10 protein-coding genes are annotated in these 15464 nt (G+C 72.7%); 1 reads left to right on the top strand and 9 read right to left on the bottom strand.

What is annotated here, in order from left to right; all coding sequences use genetic code 11:
- Positions 1-42 precede the first annotated feature (42 nt).
- The 3 genes from AB9M23_RS20400 to AB9M23_RS20390 form a co-directional block, all read right to left on the bottom strand.
- A complete protein-coding gene (locus tag AB9M23_RS20400) occupies positions 43-1320 on the bottom strand; it encodes an imelysin family protein (RefSeq protein WP_372426469.1) in 1278 nt (425 codons plus the stop codon).
- A 158-nt stretch (positions 1321-1478) separates the two neighbouring features.
- Entirely contained in the window at positions 1479-2570 is a 1092-nt protein-coding gene (locus tag AB9M23_RS20395) for an FAD-binding oxidoreductase (RefSeq protein WP_372426467.1), read from the bottom strand.
- A 28-nt stretch (positions 2571-2598) separates the two neighbouring features.
- Positions 2599-3870 carry an aromatic ring-hydroxylating oxygenase subunit alpha gene (locus AB9M23_RS20390; RefSeq protein ID WP_372426465.1) on the bottom strand — a complete coding sequence of 424 codons (1272 nt, stop codon included), beginning with the start codon at positions 3868-3870 and terminating at the stop codon, positions 2599-2601.
- 231 nt (positions 3871-4101) lie between these two features.
- Between AB9M23_RS20390 and AB9M23_RS20385 the strand changes: the two genes are divergently transcribed.
- Positions 4102-5214 (top strand): S-(hydroxymethyl)glutathione dehydrogenase/class III alcohol dehydrogenase, encoded by a 1113-nt coding sequence (locus AB9M23_RS20385; RefSeq protein WP_372426464.1) that lies wholly within the window; start codon positions 4102-4104, stop codon positions 5212-5214.
- Positions 5215-5221: 7 nt separating this feature from the next.
- Here the strand turns inward: AB9M23_RS20385 and AB9M23_RS20380 are convergent, their stop codons facing one another.
- The 6 genes from AB9M23_RS20380 to AB9M23_RS20355 form a co-directional block, all read right to left on the bottom strand.
- Positions 5222-7882 (bottom strand): ATP-binding protein, encoded by a 2661-nt coding sequence (locus AB9M23_RS20380; protein ID WP_372426462.1) that lies wholly within the window; start codon positions 7880-7882, stop codon positions 5222-5224.
- A complete protein-coding gene (locus AB9M23_RS20375; RefSeq protein WP_372426461.1) occupies positions 7879-10026 on the bottom strand; it encodes a GGDEF/EAL domain-containing response regulator in 2148 nt (715 codons plus the stop codon). Before AB9M23_RS20375 ends, AB9M23_RS20380 begins: the two co-directional genes overlap by 4 nt.
- 377 nt (positions 10027-10403) lie before the next feature.
- Positions 10404-10988 (bottom strand): MarR family winged helix-turn-helix transcriptional regulator, encoded by a 585-nt coding sequence (locus AB9M23_RS20370; RefSeq protein ID WP_372426460.1) that lies wholly within the window; start codon positions 10986-10988, stop codon positions 10404-10406.
- A gap of 90 nt (positions 10989-11078) precedes the next feature.
- Entirely contained in the window at positions 11079-13883 is a 2805-nt protein-coding gene (locus AB9M23_RS20365) for a bifunctional diguanylate cyclase/phosphodiesterase (RefSeq protein ID WP_372426458.1), read from the bottom strand.
- Complete coding sequence (locus tag AB9M23_RS20360) at positions 13880-14596, bottom strand: hypothetical protein (protein WP_372426457.1); 717 nt, start codon at positions 14594-14596, stop codon at positions 13880-13882. Before AB9M23_RS20360 ends, AB9M23_RS20365 begins: the two co-directional genes overlap by 4 nt.
- Before the next feature lie 363 nt (positions 14597-14959).
- Positions 14960-15349 carry a hypothetical protein gene (locus AB9M23_RS20355; RefSeq protein WP_372426456.1) on the bottom strand — a complete coding sequence of 130 codons (390 nt, stop codon included), beginning with the start codon at positions 15347-15349 and terminating at the stop codon, positions 14960-14962.
- Positions 15350-15464: the final 115 nt, after the last annotated feature.

The raw sequence follows: 15464 nt of genomic DNA, 5'->3' as shown, positions 1-15464 counted from the left end.
TCGGCTTCGCCGACGCGCGCCTGCCCGGACGCACGAGGCGGCTCACCGCACCAGCGTCGGGTCGTCCAGGCTGTCGGAGCCCTCCACGGTGATGGCGAGACCGAGGCCGGCCACCAGGGCTTCCAGCGCGCGGGCCTGGGCGACGAGGCCTTCGACGCCCGCCTCGATCACCGCGTTGCCCTCGGCATTGCCCATCGCGAGCATCTGGTCGTAGGCCTCGATGCCGTCGTCCGCACGCTGCTTCATCACGGCGAGGCGGGCATGCGCCTCCTCCATGGCGGCGGAGACCGCCTGCGCGGCCTCCGGCGCCTGCGCCGTGGCGTAGTCGGCGAGGCTCGCGCCGGTCACCATCGTCCCGTCGGGCCGCTCGTAGCGCCCGCCCCAGAGCGCCTGCATGCCGACCTGGTTGTAGTAGTGCGAGTTGTGGGTGTTGTCGGAGAAGCAGTCGTGCTCCTCCTCCGGGTCGTGCAGCAGGAGGCCGAGCTTCATGCGCTCGCCGGCGAGCTCGCCGTAGGACAGCGAGCCGAGGCCGGTCAGGATGGTCGCGAGCCCGCCCTCGGCGCCTTTGCCCACGATGTCGGCCCGCGCCGCGCCGCCGTCCTCCCAGGCCGCGACCATCTCCTCGAGATCCGAGATCAGGAGGTCGGTCGCCGCGACGAGGTAGTCGCGCCGGCGCGCGCAATGGCCGTTGGTGCAGTCGTCGCCCGTCGCGAAGTCGCTCGCCGGCCGCTCGCCCGCGCCGGCGTCGGTGCCGTTCAGGTCCTGGCCCCAGAGCAGGAACTCGATCGCGTGGTAGCCGGTGGAGACGTTGGCCTCGACGCCGTCGGCCTCGTGCAGCGCCTGGAGCAGGTCGATGTCGATGGTGGCGGCGTCGATGGTCTCGCGGCCGACCCGGATGGTCTCGTTGGCGATGACGTTCGCGGTGTAGAGCGGGTTCTCGTCCGACTCCTCGCCGTAGCCGTCGGTGTCCACGTAGTCGATCAGCCCCTCGTCGAGCGGCCAGGCGTTGACCTTGCCCTCCCACTCGTCGACGAGCGCGTTGCCGAAGCGCAGCCCTTCCGTCTGCTGGTAGGGCACGCGGGCCGCGAGCCAGGCCTCCCGCGCCGCCGCGAGCGTCGCATCGCTCGGGCTCTCGAGCAGCGCGTCGACGGCGCCGCGCAGGTCGCGGGCGGCGGCGAGCGAATCCGCATACATGGCGTGCGCGATGTCGGCATAGGTCTCGACCACCGCCTCGGCGGTCGGCGCGGCGAAGGCGGGCGCCGTGGCGAGGAGGCCGGCGAGGGCGGTCGCGGCGAGGAGCGCGCGCGGCGAACGGGTCATGGGGATCTCTCCAGGCTGTCGGTCCAGTTTGGAATTTTTCCAAAAACCAAACGTTCTCAGGCACTTGGCTAGCCCGATGGCGTTTCCCGTGCAACCCTTGTGATTTCCCCGATACCAGCCTGGAACGGCTCCAAGCACCGTCCGCGTCCCATGCCCCCTCACCGCTCCACCACCACGTTCGACCGCGGCTTGGAGCAGCAGAGCAGCACCATGCCGGCGTCGATCTCGCGCTGGCGGATGCCGCCCGCGTGCGCCATCTCCACCGTTCCCTCGCGCTTCCTCGTCTTGCACGTCCCGCATAGGCCCTTCGTGCAGGAGGCGGGCAGGCGCATGCCGGCGAGGCGGGCGGCGGCGAGGATCGTGGTGTTCTCGTCGCAGGGGACGGTGCGGCCGGACTTGGTGAAGGTGATCTCGAAGGTCGCCAGCGTCTCGTCCGGCGGGGGCGGCGCGGCCTCGCGCTCCCGCGGGGAGAGCTGCTCGAAGTCGAAGCTCTCCTCGTGGTAGCGGGCCATGTCGTGGCCGGCGTTCTCCAGGAAGTAGCGCACGGCGGCCATGAAGGCGGGCGGGCCGCAGCAGAAGATCTCGCGCTCGCGGAAGTCCGACGACAGGGTCGCCACGAGCTCGGGCGAGAAGCGCCCGCGATAGCCCGACCAGGAGCGCTCACCCTCGACGCTCTCCACCACGTGCGCGACGCGCAGGTTGAGGCGCCGGTGCGCCATCAGCTCGAGCTCGGCGCGGAAGATGACGTCGCGCGGCGTGCGGGCGAAGTGGACGTAGAGCGTGTCGAGGTCCTCGCCCACGTCGAAGTCCCGGCGCACGTGGCTGATCAGCGGCGTCGCGCCCACGCCCCCGGAGATGAACAGGCGCTTGGGGTTCGGGTGCGCCCAGGTCGAGAACTCGCCCATCGGCCCGACCGCGCGCACCACGTCGCCGACGCGCAGGTTGTCGTGCAGCCAGTTGGAGACGACGCCGCCGACGCAGCGCTTGACCGTGATCGCCACCGTGTGCGGGCGCGTCGGCGAGGAGGCGATCGTGTAGCAGCGGTTGACCGAGCCGCCGTCGACGGGGACGTCGAAGGTGAGGAACTGCCCCGGCGCGAAGTTGAACTGCCGCGGCTCGGGGGAGACGAAGACGAAGGTCTTGACGTCGTGCGTCTCCTCGTAGACCGCCCGGCAGATCAGCCGGTCGTCCTCCTCGCAATCCCAGACGGGATAGAGCGCCTCGAGCGAGAGGCCGTGGCGGGCGGGCATGGGCGAGGCTCCGCGGTGCGAGCGGGAATCAACGGGCGTTCCCGGCGGCGAGGCCGGCGCCGAGCCGCTCGACGTACCAGGCGACGAAGCGCTCCACGAGCCCTTCCGTCCAGGGGGAATACGGCCCCGGCTCGTAGGCGGGGCTCGAGACGCCCTTCTGGCCGATGGCGACGAGCGCGCCGTCCTGCTCGTTCGTCGCGCGCCAGACCTCGGTCAGGCGTTCGACGTCGTAGTCGAGCCCCTCGACCGCGTCGCGGTGGACGAGCCAGCGGGTGCGCAGCAGCGTGCGGTCCGGCGCGAGGGGGATGACGCTGAAGGTCACCGCGTGGTCCGCCATCAGATGATGCCAGCCGTTCGGCTGCGTCCAGAACGACAGGCCGCCTAGCCGCGGCTCGGAGAGCCCGCCAAGCAGGCGCCGGCAGGCGGAGCGGGTGTCCATGGTCTGCGATTCGCCGGCGCGGTCGATGGCGAGGCGCTGCGTGCGGAAGCCCGTGGCGCAGCCGGCGAGCCGCTCGATCTCCGCGAAAGGCAGGCCCTCGCGGGTCCAGCGGGCTTCGAACTCGCCGCAGATCCGCTCGTAGGCGGCCATGGCGGCGGCGCGGTCGGCGTCGGCGTCGTCCGGCGCGAAGCCGAAGCCGTACTCGAACAGCGAGACCGTGAGCTCGGGATGGTTCGTCGCGCAGTGATAGCACTCGCGATTGTTCTCCATCGTGAGCTTCCAGTTGCCCTCCTCGATCAGGTCGATCGACGCGGCGACCTTCGCCTCGGCGAGGCCGTGGGGCGCGAGGTAGGGCGTCATCGCCGCCGCCATGGCGTCGAAGTCCGCCGGCGGGTCCTCGGCGAGGCAGACGTGGATCAGGCCGGCGAGGCTCTTGACGTGCACGCGCTTCAGGGAATGGCAGGCGCGGTCGAAGTCCGCGCCCATGTGCTCGGCGTGGAGCAGCGTGCCGTCGAGGTCGTAGGTCCACTGGTGGTAGGGGCACACGATCTTGCCGACGACGCCCGCCGGCTCCGACAGGATGCGCGCACCGCGATGGCGGCAGACGTTGTGGAAGGCGGCGAGGTTCCCGTCGTCGTCGCGCACCACGATGATCGAGGCCGTGCCGATCTCGACGGTGACGTAGTCGCCCGGCTCCGCCACCTCGCCTTCGACGGCGACGAAGATCCAGTGGCGCCCGAAGATCAGCGCCAGATCGCGCTCGAAGATCTCCGGCGCCGTGTAGAACGGCGCCTCCAGCGAATGGCCGGGCCTGCGCCGCGCCAGGAGTTCCTCGATCGCAACCGCGCCGTCTCGTGCCATCGCGCCCTCTCGAAGTCGGGCCACCGTATCGAGGGAGTGTGCCGCACGGCCGGCCCGAGCGCCTTTCGCGCCAGCGACGCGCAATGTCGCTTTCGCGCCATCCGCGCCGGCCGCATACCCGCACGTCGCGCGCACGGCATTTCGCGTCGCGTCGAGGCTGGCGCCCGCGCCCGCGGGCGGGCAGTCTCGCGGGCGCGAATCGACGACGAACCCGACGGGGAAGGACACGCCATGAAGACGCGCGCCGCGGTCGCCTGGGAGGCGGGCAAGCCGCTCACCATCGAGACCATCGACATCGAGGGCCCGAAACCCGGCGAGGTTCTCGTCGAGGTGATGGCCACCGGCGTGTGCCACACCGACGCCTACACGCTCTCGGGGATGGATTCGGAGGGCAAGTTCCCCGCGATCCTCGGCCACGAGGGCGCGGGCATCGTGCGCGAGGTCGGCGCGGGCGTGACCACGCTGAAGCCCGGCGACCACGTCATTCCGCTCTACACCCCGGAATGTCGCAACTGCAAGAGCTGCCTCTCGCGGCGCACCAACCTGTGCACGGCGATCCGCGCCACGCAGGGACAGGGCGTGATGCCCGACGGCACGAGCCGCTTCCGCTGCGACGACGCGCCGGTGTTCCACTACATGGGCTGCTCGACCTTCGCGAACGTCACGGTGCTGCCGGAGATCGCGCTCGCCAAGGTCCGCGAGGACGCGCCGTTCGACAAGATCTGCTACATCGGCTGCGGCGTGACGACCGGCATCGGCGCGGTGATCTACACCGCCAAGGTCTGGCCCGGGGCGAACGTCGTGGTGTTCGGGCTCGGCGGCATCGGGCTCAACGTGATCCAGGGCGCGCAGATGGTGGGTGCCGACCGGATCATCGGCGTCGACATCAACCCGGGCAAGCGCGCCATCGCCGAGAAGTTCGGCATGACGGATTTCGTCGATCCGAACGTGGTGGGCCGCGAGAAGGTGGTACAGGCGATCGTCGACCTCACCGGCGGTGGCGCGGATTTCTCCTTCGACGCCACAGGCAATACCGACGTGATGCGTCAGGCGCTGGAGTGCTGCCACCGCGGCTGGGGCGAATCGATCGTCATCGGCGTGGCGGAGGCCGGGCGCGAAATCGCGACGCGCCCCTTCCAGCTGGTGACGGGCCGGGTCTGGAAGGGCACGGCCTTCGGCGGGGCGAGGGGGCGCACCGACGTGCCGACGATCGTCGACTGGTACATGGAGGGCAAGATCGACATCGACTCGCTCATCACCCACACGATGCCGCTCGGCGAGATCAACACCGCCTTCGACCTGATGCACGCGGGCGAGTCGATCCGCTCGGTCGTCGTGTACTGAGGCCGCGTCAGGCCGCGTCCTCGCGGCCCTTCCCGTCTGCGATCGACGCGGCCGAGCCCGTCGCGTCCATCGCCGCCTCGGCGGCGGCGAGCGCACGGGCGGCGAGCGCGGTGCCGACGCGGGCGTATTCGAGCCGCAGCGCCGCGACGTGCGCCTCACCATGGGCGGACAGCTCGTCCTCCTCGACGCCGCGCATGGCGAGGCTGAGTTCGTAGATGCCGATCGCGCCGATGTTGGCGGCGCTCGAGCGCAGGGCGTGGACGTGGTCGCGGAAGGCCTCCGCGTCGCCGCTCGCCACCGCCGCGTCGAGCTCGTCGAGCAGCGCCTGCGCGTCGCCGAGGAAGGCGCTCGTGACCTCGTCGCGGAACTCCACGCCGCCGAGCCGCTCGAGATCGTCGAGCGTCTTCGTCCGCAGCACCGGGCGCTCGTCCGCGCCGGCCTCGCTCGCCGGGCCCGGAGGAGCGTGGTGCTCCGCGATCGCCTCCTCGGGAACGGCGCGCGCGTCGTCCGGCCCGGGAACGTGGATGAAGCCGCGGGCGGGCTCGGCGCGCGCGACGTCGGCGAGGACGGCGAAGAGGCGCGCGGGCTCGATCGGCTTCGTCACGCAGCCCACCATGCCGGCCTCCTCGCACAGACGCCGCGCCTCCGGCGTCGCGTCGGCGGTGAGCGCCACGATGGGGCTGCGCCGGCTCGCGTCCGGCTGCGCCGCGCGGTAGAGCTTGGCGGCGAGGATGCCGTTCATCACCGGCATGTTGACGTCCATGAGCACGACGTCGAAGGGCTCGGCGATCATGGCGTCGAGCGCGCTCTTGCCGTCGGCGACGATCGCCGCGCGGTGGCCCTCGCGCTCCAGGATGCGCGCGATCACCTTCTGGTTCGTGACGTTGTCCTCCGCGACCAGCACCTCGAGCGGCCGGGCCGGGCGGGCGTGGGCGCGCGCCCGCCCGGTCCCGGAGAGGGCGACGAGCCCGCCGGCCACGCCGGCGAGGCGCAGCGCCGCCGCGACGTCGCCGTCGAGGGCCGCCGCGGGGAGCGCGCTGGCGAAGAGGCGGCGTGCCGCGTCGTCGACGACGATGCCGTCGGCGCGCAGGAGGACGCTCGCGGCGGGCGTCGCGCCCGCCTGCGCGAGATCCGCCATGGCGGCCTCCGGCGTGCGGCCGAGCGCGCGCGGGTCGAGCACGAGGACCGCGCGGCCGGTGACGGCGCCGAGCGCCGCGGCGGCCGCCTCGAGGTCCGCCGTCGCCATGGGACGGGGTCCGAGCGACGCGATGCGCGCACGGAGCCGCCGGGCGGTCTCGCCGGGGGCGAGGATCACGACGTCGAGCGGCGGCAGAGTCTCCATCTCGCCCGCGGCCTCGCGGTCGATCGCCGCGCGGAAGCCGAAGCGGAAGGTCGAGCCGGCGCCGACCGTGCTGTCGAGCGTGATCGTGCCGCCGTTGAGCTCGACGAACTGCTTGGCGATGGCGAGGCCGAGCCCGGTGCCGCCGTAGCGGTTGATGATGCTCTCGTCGGCCTGGGCGAAGCTCTCGAAGATGCGCGCCTTGGCCTCCGGCGCGATGCCGATGCCGCTGTCGGCGACGCTCACCCGCAGCACGACCTCGCCGCCCTCCTCGCGCTCGCTCTCGCAGGTCACGGCGACGTGGCCCGCGTCGGTGAACTTCACCGCGTTGCCGAGGAGGTTGAGGAGCACCTCCTCCAGGTGCTTGCGGTTCCCGCGCAGGCGGTGGGGCGTCGCGGCGTCGACGTGCAGCGTCAGCGCCAGCCCCTTCGCCCGCGCCTGGGCGCGCACCAGCGCGGTCGTCTCCTGGAGCACGGCGTGCAGGTCGAAGGCGACCACGTCGGAGGGCATCAGCCCGGCCTCGAGCCGCGAGAAGTCGAGGATGTCGTTGATGTGGTCGAGGAGCACCCGGCCGGCGGCGTTGATGGTGCGCGTCATCTCGCGCTGCTCGGCGTCGAGCTTCGTGTCCTCGAGGAAGCCCGACATGCCGATGATCGCGTTGAGCGGCGTGCGCAGCTCGTGGCTGACGCTCGCCAGGAAGAGGCTCTTCTGGCGCGATGCGTCTTCCGCTTCCTGCTTGGCGCGCGAGAGCTTGCGGATCAGCGAGGCGGCGTAGAGCGGCAGGATGACGAGGCCGATGGCGAGGCCCGCGGCGAGCTTGGGGTGCTCGCCCCAGTAATTGTCCTGGGTGAGGACGAGGCCGAAGCCGGCGACGCCGAGCGCCATCGCGGCGTAGAGGTAGCGCACGCCGAAGCGGAAGCCGTTGCCGAAGATGACCCACAGATAGATCGGGTAGAGGATCGCGGTCGTCTGGCCGCCCACCGCGAGCCCGTAGGAGAGCGCGCCGAGGTCGAGCACCATCGCCGCGATCCGCCGCGGCGGGCAGGCCTCGCGCACGAGCAGGATGTGGAAGAGGAAGCCCAGGCCCGCGACCCAGTAGAACGTCACCACCGCGAGCGGCTGCTCGACGCCCTCGATCCCGAAGAAGCGGCAGGCGAGCAGGTAGGCGAGGATGATGCCGCCGATGACGAGGCGGTTCATCACCATCTCGTGCTCGCGGTCCGGCCTGTCCCGGAAGGCGGGAATGCGCGAGACGCGCTCCTTGGCGGCGCCGAGCGCGTGCGCGGCGACGGAGGGGCGCTCGGCGAGGGGGGACCGCTCGGCACTCATGCGGACAGCCTCATCGTGGCGCTCTCGCGCACCAGCGCCACGAACTCGGCGGCGGGGACCGGCTTGGAGAACAGGTAGCCCTGCGCCTCGTCGCAGCCCTCCGCCCGCAGCAGGCCCACCTGCTCGGGGCTGTCGACGCCCTCGGCGACGGTCTCGATGCCGAGCGAGTGGCCGAGATTGATGATGGCCCGCACGATCGCCGCGTCGTTGGGGTCGTTCTTCATGTTGCGCACGAAGCCCTGGTCGATCTTCAGCCGGTCGACGGGGAATTTCTTCACGTAGGCCAGCGACGAGTAGCCCGTGCCGAAGTCGTCGATGGAGAACGTCACGCCGAGCTTGCGCAGCTCGGACAGCTCGGCGGCCACCGCCTCGGCGTTCTGCATGAGGATCGTCTCGGTGATCTCGAGGTCGAGGAGCTCGGGCTCGAGCGTCGATTCGGAGAGCACGTCGACGACGAGGTCGCGCATGGCGAGCTTGCGGAACTGGATCGGCGAGAGGTTGACGCCCACCCGCAGCCGCGGGAGCCCCAGCGCCTGCCAGGACTTCGCCTCGCGGCAGGCCTCGCGCATCACCCACTCGTTGATGGGGATGATGATGCCCGTCTCCTCGGCGAAGGGCAGGAAGTCGAGCGGGCGCACGAGCCCGCGCTTGGGGTGGCGCCAGCGCACCAGCGCCTCGGCGCCGACGATGCGGCCGGTGCGCAGGTCGATCTGCGGCTGGTAGTGCAGCTCGAACTCGCGGTTGGCGATCGCCCGGCGCAGGTCGGTCTCGAGCGTGATCCCCTCGCGCGCGGCCGTGACCATGTCCGCGCAGAAGAAACGCATCGCGTTGCGCTCCTCGGCCTTGGCCCGGTACATGGCGATGTCGGCGTTCTTGATGAGGTCGTCGGTGTCCTCGCCGTCGCCCGGATAGAGCACCACGCCGAGGCTCGCGCCCACCACGATGTCCTCGCCCGCGATCCGGAACGGGTTACCGATCGCCGCGATCAGGCGTCGTGCGAACTCGCGGGCCTCCTCCGGGCTGCGGACGTCCGTCTGGAGCACGGCGTACTCGTCCCCGCCGAGCCGCGCCACGGTGTCGGTCTCGCGCACGATGTTGCGCAGCCGCTCGGCGACGATGCGCAGGAGTTCGTCGCCCCGATGGTGGCCGAGGGCGTCGTTGACGCTCTTGAAGCGGTCGAGATCGACGAGGTGGAGCGCGAAGAAGCGGTCCCCGCGCCGGGCGCGGGCGATCTCACGGCGCATGCGGTCCTGCAGCAGCGTCCGGTTGGCGAGCCCGGTGAGCGCGTCGTGATGGGCGAGGTGGACGAGGTGGCTCTCGGCCTTCTTGCGGTCGGTGATGTCGAGCGCGGTGGTGAGCACGGCGATGACGCGCCCGTCCGAATCCGAGAGAGGGGACTTCGTGACGACGAAGGCGTGCTTGGCGCCGTCGCCGTCGGTCACCTCCTCCTCGTAGCTCGGCAGAGCGCGGCCCGAGCGGAAGACGAGCTGGTCGAGGGCGAGGCTGCGCTGGGCGCGCTCGGGGCCGATCAGGTCCGAGGCCGGGCGGCCGATCGCCTCGGCCTGGTCGACCGCGGCGAAGGCGGACATGTGGGCGTTGAGGAAGATGCAGGCGCCGTCGCGGTCGTGCGCGCTGATCAGCGCGGGCACGGTGTCGATCACCTGCGCCAGCCGCTGACGGCTGTCGCGCAGGAGCGCCTCGCGGGAGCGCTCGCTGTCCTCGAGCTCGCGTTCGAGGAAGGAGGCGCGGCTCTTGATGATCTGCGCCTGGCGGCGCATCCGCAGCAGGTTGCGCGCCCGCGTGAGGAACTCGGCGTGGTCGACGGGGCTCAGCAGGAAGTCCGTCGCACCCGCCTCCAGCGCGTCGAGCCGGAAGGAGCGCTCCTCGTAGACCGTGATGGCGATGACGGGCACGTCGTCGCAGCCCGGCAGCCGACGGAACCTGCGCGTGAACTCCGCGCCGGTCATGGTGGGCATCTTGAAGTCGGTGATGACGAGATCGGGGATACGCTCCGACAGGCGCTCCAGCGCCTCCGCCGGATCGCCGAAGGCCTCGACCTCGACGCCCTCGGCGATCGAGGACGCCAGGCGCGAGAAGATGTTTCGGTTCGTCACCCGATCGTCGAGGATGATGATCAGAGGCATGCGCGCGACACCGTCCCGTGCTCGTGCCCGGCCGAGGGTGGCCCGAGCATGGTCGAGGAACGTACCGACGAAGTCTAAAAGAACAATCAACACAGGGCGAAGCTATCGCCAACGTCGACAGGCGACACTCCAGCGTTACCCCAATCATCGCGAAACAAGTATTCGAGTAAATGCATGACCCGAAGGCGGCGAATAGAAATTAATCGACCCCGCATGGCATGACGCACCGGCGCTTCGTGCAGACCGGCGCGCGTCGTGGACCCTGCATTCGTGCCGCGCGCGCGCGTCGAGACCTTCGCGGCCGTGCGCGCGAGTATTTGATCGAGGGTTGCAGAACCTGCGACCGCTTCCGCGAAGGTCCGCCCTGCGCCTTCGTCTCAAGCGGTCGGCGCGAGATCGCGCTGCGCGTCTTCCGGCGCGGGATCGGGCTCCGGCTCCGGATCGTCGGGCTCCTCGTCGGCGGCGTCGAGGCCGCGGGCGTCGGCGCCGGACACCTCGGCGAGATTGCGTGCGACCTTTCGCAGCAGCTTGCGCAGGCGCTTGCGGTCCTTGGTATCGAAGTCGCCGAGCAGCTCGGCCTCGACGTCGTCCCACAGGGCGGCGATGGCGGCGGCCTTGGCGGCGCCCTCCGTGGTGAGGCCGACGCGCACGACGCGCGCGTCGTCGGGCTCGGCGCGGCGCTCGACGAGGCCGAGCGCGGCGAGGCGCGAGACGGTCTTCGAGGCGGTGGGCGGGCGCACGCGCAGGATGGCGGCGAGCTCGCCCATCGTCATCTGGCCCTCGGCCGCCAGCGCCTGGACCACCTGCTCCTGGCCCGCGAACAGGCCGAGTTCGCCGAGCCGGTCGCCCATCCGCGCGCGGTGCAGCCGCGCCGCCTGGACCAGCGCCCAGCCGACGCTCTTCGCGCCGGGATGTTTCGAGCCCGGGTTCTTGGACCCGGAAAGCCTGGATTTACCGCTCATGTCGTTCGCCCGACCGCCTCTGCCGGTACTTCAATCGGCCAAACTAATGAAGCCTGGATGACAGCCGCCGAAATAAGTCGTGCGCGGGGCTCACGCTCCCGACCGGGGGGCCGCGGCGAGCCAGCCCGCGAGCGCGCGCCCTTCGAGCGCCGGCGCGATCGCCGCTCCCTGCCCCTTGTCGCACCCGGCCGCCCGCGCCCGTTCCCGGGCGCCCGCGTCGGCGAGGCCCACCGCGACGACGTCGCAGCCGAGCGCGCGGGCGAGGGCGACCATCGCCGCGAGCACGGCGTCGCCGCGCCCCTCCGCGCCCGCGTCGTCGAGGAAGGCCGAGCCGATGCGCACGCAGTCGATCGGCAGGCGCGCCAGCGCCGCGAGCGAGACGCGCGCGTCGGCGAGATCGGCGAGCGCGATCCGCACGCCGCCCTCGCGCAGACGCGCGAGGGCGGCGGCGTTGCCCTCGAGGTCCCGACCGTCGCCGCCGATCTCGAGCACGAGGGCACCCGGCGGCACGCGCGCGCGGTCGAGCGCCGAGAGCACCATCGCGGCGAGGCCGCGGCGGGCGAGGAGGCCCGCGTCGAAGCGCACCGCCAGCCGCTCCAGCCGCCCGGCGGCGATCTCCGGCCCGGCATGGCGCAGGGCCGCGTCGAGGAGCGCGGCGGCGAGCGCGAAGGCCTGCCCGCTCTCGACGGCGGCGGGGAGGAAGAGCGCGGGGTCGACCTCGCCGAAGGCCGGGCTCGGCCAGCGCGGATGTGCCTCGACCCCGATCGGGCGCCCGTCCGCCAGCGCGACGATCGGCTCCAGCACCACGCGGAACTCGCCGCGGGCGAGCGCGGGGGCGATCTCGAGCTCGAGCCGCGCCGGCGAGGGCGCCGCCCGCTCGGGCGGGCGCTCGAGCAGCACGAAGCGGCCGCGCCGATCCTCCGCCGCCTTGCCCGCGGCGTCGGCGGCCGTGGCGACGAGCGAACCGAGGTCCACCCCGGGATGGACGGCGACGCCCGCGTGGACGGTGAGCGCGACCTCCGTGCCGCCGACCGTCAGCGGCGTGCGGAAGGCGTCGAGGACCTCGGCGCCGAGCCGGCGCAGCGCCTCGACGCCGTCGCGCCGAACCCCGAGAAGGAAGCCGTCGTCGCCCCAGCGCGCGAGCACCTCGCCCCTGCGCACCAGTTCCTGGAGCCGTCGCGCCGCCTCGAGGATGGCGGTCTCGCCCGCCTCCACGCCCCAGCGCTCGACGAGGCCGGAGAGCCGCGCGACCCGCACGACCAGCACGCCGACGACCTCGCGATCGGCCGCGGCGGCCATCCGGCGCAGCCGCGGTTCCGCCACCTCGCGCCGCAGGAGGCCCGTGAGCGGGTCGAAGGTGCGCACCCGGTGCAGGCGCTCCTCGGAGATGCGCAGGAGGGCTCCGAGCACCGCGCGGCGCAGCCGCTGGGCGACCTCCGCGTCCGCCTCGTCGAAGCGCCCGCTCGTGCCGGCGACCTGCTCGACGAAGGCGGCGAAGGAGCGCCGGGGACCGAGGCGCCCGCTCGTCGGATCCACGTCGACGGGCCGGCTCGGATCGCCGCCCCAGGAGACCGTGCGCAGGCGCTCGGGGCGGAACCAGACGATCCCCTCGCCCGGCCGGGCCGGCAGGACGATCGCGGCCGCGCCCGCCGCGCAGCCCGCGTGCGCGGCGAGCGCCGGGTCGAGGACCCGCAGCTCGGCGTGGGCGGCATAGCCGGCCGCGCCGTCGCCGAGCCGCGCGAGGATCGTCCGGCAAGCGGCTTCCGGCGGCGTATGCCCGAAGCGCAGCCCCGTGCCGCCGATTCGCACCCAGCAGCCCCCCGCGCCCATGACCTCGAGCAGGCGGTCGGCGACGGCGCCGAGCCCGGCGGAGACGGTGTCCGCCTCGGCGAGCTCCCGCTCGATCGCGCGCAGCGCGTCGGCGCGGGCGGCGAGCGCCGCCTCGCGGTCCGCGTCGGCCCGCAGGTCGAGGAGGGCCGAGAGCGTCTGCCCGACGAGGTCGCACAGGCCGCGCAGCGTGCAGTCCACGTCCCGGCGCCGGCCGTGGTGGAAGACGAGCATGCCCCAGAGCGCGTCGCCGACGATGAGGGAGACCGCGAAGGTCGCCTTCACGCCCATGTTGCGCAGGTACTCGAGGTGGTAGGGCGAAACCGCGCGCAGCACGGCGTGCGTCATGTCGAGCCCTGCGGGGTCGTGCCCGGGCGCGCCGACGAGGGCCGCGGTGGCGGCGTCGACGTCGGGGATCTGGCGCACGCGCTGGAGCAGGTACATGCGCCGGGCCTGGGCGGGGATGTCGCTCGCGGGATAGTGCAGGCCGAGATAGGGCTCGAGGTCCTCCCGCCGGCTCTCGGCGACGACGGCGCCGTGGCCGTCCTCGTCGAAGCGGTACACCATGGCTCGGTCGAAGCCGGTGAGGTCGCGCGCCTCCCGCGCGGCGATCCCGAGCATGGTCTCGAAGTCCGGCGCGTCGCGCAGGCGCTGGATCAGGCGCTGCGCGTCGCAGACGGCGCGGGTCGCGTCCGTTTCCGGCCCGATGGGCAGGCACTCGACGACGAGCGTGTCGTGGCTGCGATGGGCGAGCGCGTCGAAGGACCGCGCGCCGTCGCGGGTGCGCACGCGGGTGAAGTTCGTCGGCGCGTAGCACTCCGTGCGCATCATGGCGGCGATGCGCGCGCAGGAGGCGGCGCACAGGACCTCGTCGAGGAGCCGGCCGACGAGCTCGTGCGCCTCGCGGCCGACGAAGGCGACCGCATTCGCGCTCGCCTGCGCGATGCGGCCCGTCTCCTCCTCCACCGCGAGCAGGAAGCCGAAGGGCTGCACGGCGCCGGGCCGGGTGATCGGCTCGGCCTCGCAGATCGCGGCGTGGTCGGGCGGGAGCGGCGCGACGATGCTCATCCGTCTCCCGCCCGGATCGAGGCCCGGATCGAAGCCCGGGGCGCGACGCCGGGACGGGCGAGACCCGCGCCGACCCTTGCGCCGTCGTCGGTCCAGGCTCCGTCACGGGTCCACGCTCCGTCACGGGTCCGCGCGCGGTCCCCGCGGTCCGCGAGCGCCGCGACAACGTCCCCCGCGTAGGCGAAGGCGCAACGCACCCCCGCGAGCGCGTCCCGGTGCGCATCCGCCCGCGCGCCCCACGCGTCGAGCGCGGCGCCGAAGCGGGGCCAGCGCCCCTCGAGCGTCCGGCTCGCCGCGCAGAAGGCGAGCCACGCCGGCGCGCGCTCGGCGTGCCAGGCGCTCGCGAGGGCGGCGGCGCCGAGCGCGGAGCCGCACACGGCGTAGGACGCCCCCGCGATCGCGGCGTCCCCGACGAGGCGCGGCCCCTCCGGCGCGCCGGGCGCGTCCGCGTCCCGCGGCTGCGCCCCGCGCGCGATCGCCAGGAAGGCTGCGAGCTCGTCCGCGAACCCTCCGGTGCGCGCCTCCGGCGAGAGCCGCGTCGCCGCGTCGGCGAGCCAGCCGCCGAGCACGTGGTTGAGTGTCATCAGGAGGACGGGGCCGCAACCGGGATCGGCCTTCGACGCCCGAACGAAGATCTTCTCCGCGGCCGCGTGCGCGGCGCGGGTCTCCGTTCGGAGCGTGGACGTCAGGCCGTTTCGGTCGAGTTCCATCATGCCCGCACGCGATGCTCCGACGTCGATTCATCGACCCCCGATGCGTATGGGGTATGATTCCAGTAACCTAGATCAACTTTTCGGATGTGTAGAGAAGGTGCAATACCTATCCTTCGCCCTGCGAAGGATCGGCGGGACGGCGCGCGCCGCACGCGCACGCGGGCACCGCGCGTGCGCGTCGACGTCGGGCTGCGCGATCTCCGGGGCGCATCATCGGACCAAGCGGCCATCTACGATCGCTGGCTGTGTCTCGACGGTCCCGGCGAGCACCGGCGGTCGTGGCACGGCGGGCGGGGCGATGCGGCTGTCGGTGCGTCGCGCGCACTCGGCGTAGTCCCGGGCGTTCGTGGTCGCGGGGCAGGCCTAGGCGCTCGGCTCGGCACCCGCCTTCGTGCCGGCCTTGGTGCCGACCTCGGTGTCGGCCTTGGTGCCGACCTTGGCACGCGTCCTCGCACCGACCTTCGTGCCCGTCTCGGCAGCGGCCTCGGCGCTCGCCTTGGTGCTCTTGCGCTTCACGGCGCGGGCGGTCTTGGCGGCCTTCTCCGCGGCCTTCTCGGCGGCGACGACGGCGGCGGCCTCGGCGTCGGAGGCTTCCTTGGCGAGCCGCAGGGCGCGCAGGCGGGCGGTACGCTCCTCGACGGCGCGGGCCTCGTTGTCGTGGTCGATCCAGGCCTGCGCGTTCTCGCGCTCCTTCGTGGCCTGGGCCTCGGCGCGCACGCGCCGCGACTCGTCGGTGGGAGGCGTCTTGGTCACGCGGCGTCCTTTCCAATCGACGCTCGATCCTCTCGCGTCTTCCGTGCCCCATCTGTACCAGTTCGCGACCGCGGGGGATACCGTGGCGCCCCGGACTCCCTCGGACGGACGCGCA

The sequence above is a fragment of the Salinarimonas chemoclinalis genome, assembly GCF_041514305.1.
Taxonomy (GTDB): Bacteria; Pseudomonadota; Alphaproteobacteria; order Rhizobiales; family Beijerinckiaceae; genus Salinarimonas; species Salinarimonas chemoclinalis.
This window is presented reverse-complemented; position numbering and strand designations above follow the sequence as displayed.

Excerpts from the sequence above, each read along its gene's own strand:
- AB9M23_RS20370 (WP_372426460.1), bottom strand. The coding sequence starts at position 10,988 with ATGAGCGGTAAATCCAGGCTTTCCGGGTCCAAGAACCCGGGCTCGAAA.
- AB9M23_RS20390 (WP_372426465.1), bottom strand. The coding sequence starts at position 3,870 with ATGGCACGAGACGGCGCGGTTGCGATCGAGGAACTCCTGGCGCGGCGC.
- AB9M23_RS20395 (WP_372426467.1), bottom strand. The coding sequence starts at position 2,570 with ATGCCCGCCCGCCACGGCCTCTCGCTCGAGGCGCTCTATCCCGTCTGG.
- AB9M23_RS20375 (WP_372426461.1), bottom strand. The coding sequence starts at position 10,026 with ATGCCTCTGATCATCATCCTCGACGATCGGGTGACGAACCGAAACATC.
- AB9M23_RS20385 (WP_372426464.1), top strand. The coding sequence starts at position 4,102 with ATGAAGACGCGCGCCGCGGTCGCCTGGGAGGCGGGCAAGCCGCTCACC.
- AB9M23_RS20380 (WP_372426462.1), bottom strand. The coding sequence starts at position 7,882 with ATGAGTGCCGAGCGGTCCCCCCTCGCCGAGCGCCCCTCCGTCGCCGCG.
- AB9M23_RS20360 (WP_372426457.1), bottom strand. The coding sequence starts at position 14,596 with ATGATGGAACTCGACCGAAACGGCCTGACGTCCACGCTCCGAACGGAG.
- AB9M23_RS20400 (WP_372426469.1), bottom strand. The coding sequence starts at position 1,320 with ATGACCCGTTCGCCGCGCGCGCTCCTCGCCGCGACCGCCCTCGCCGGC.
- AB9M23_RS20365 (WP_372426458.1), bottom strand. The coding sequence starts at position 13,883 with ATGAGCATCGTCGCGCCGCTCCCGCCCGACCACGCCGCGATCTGCGAG.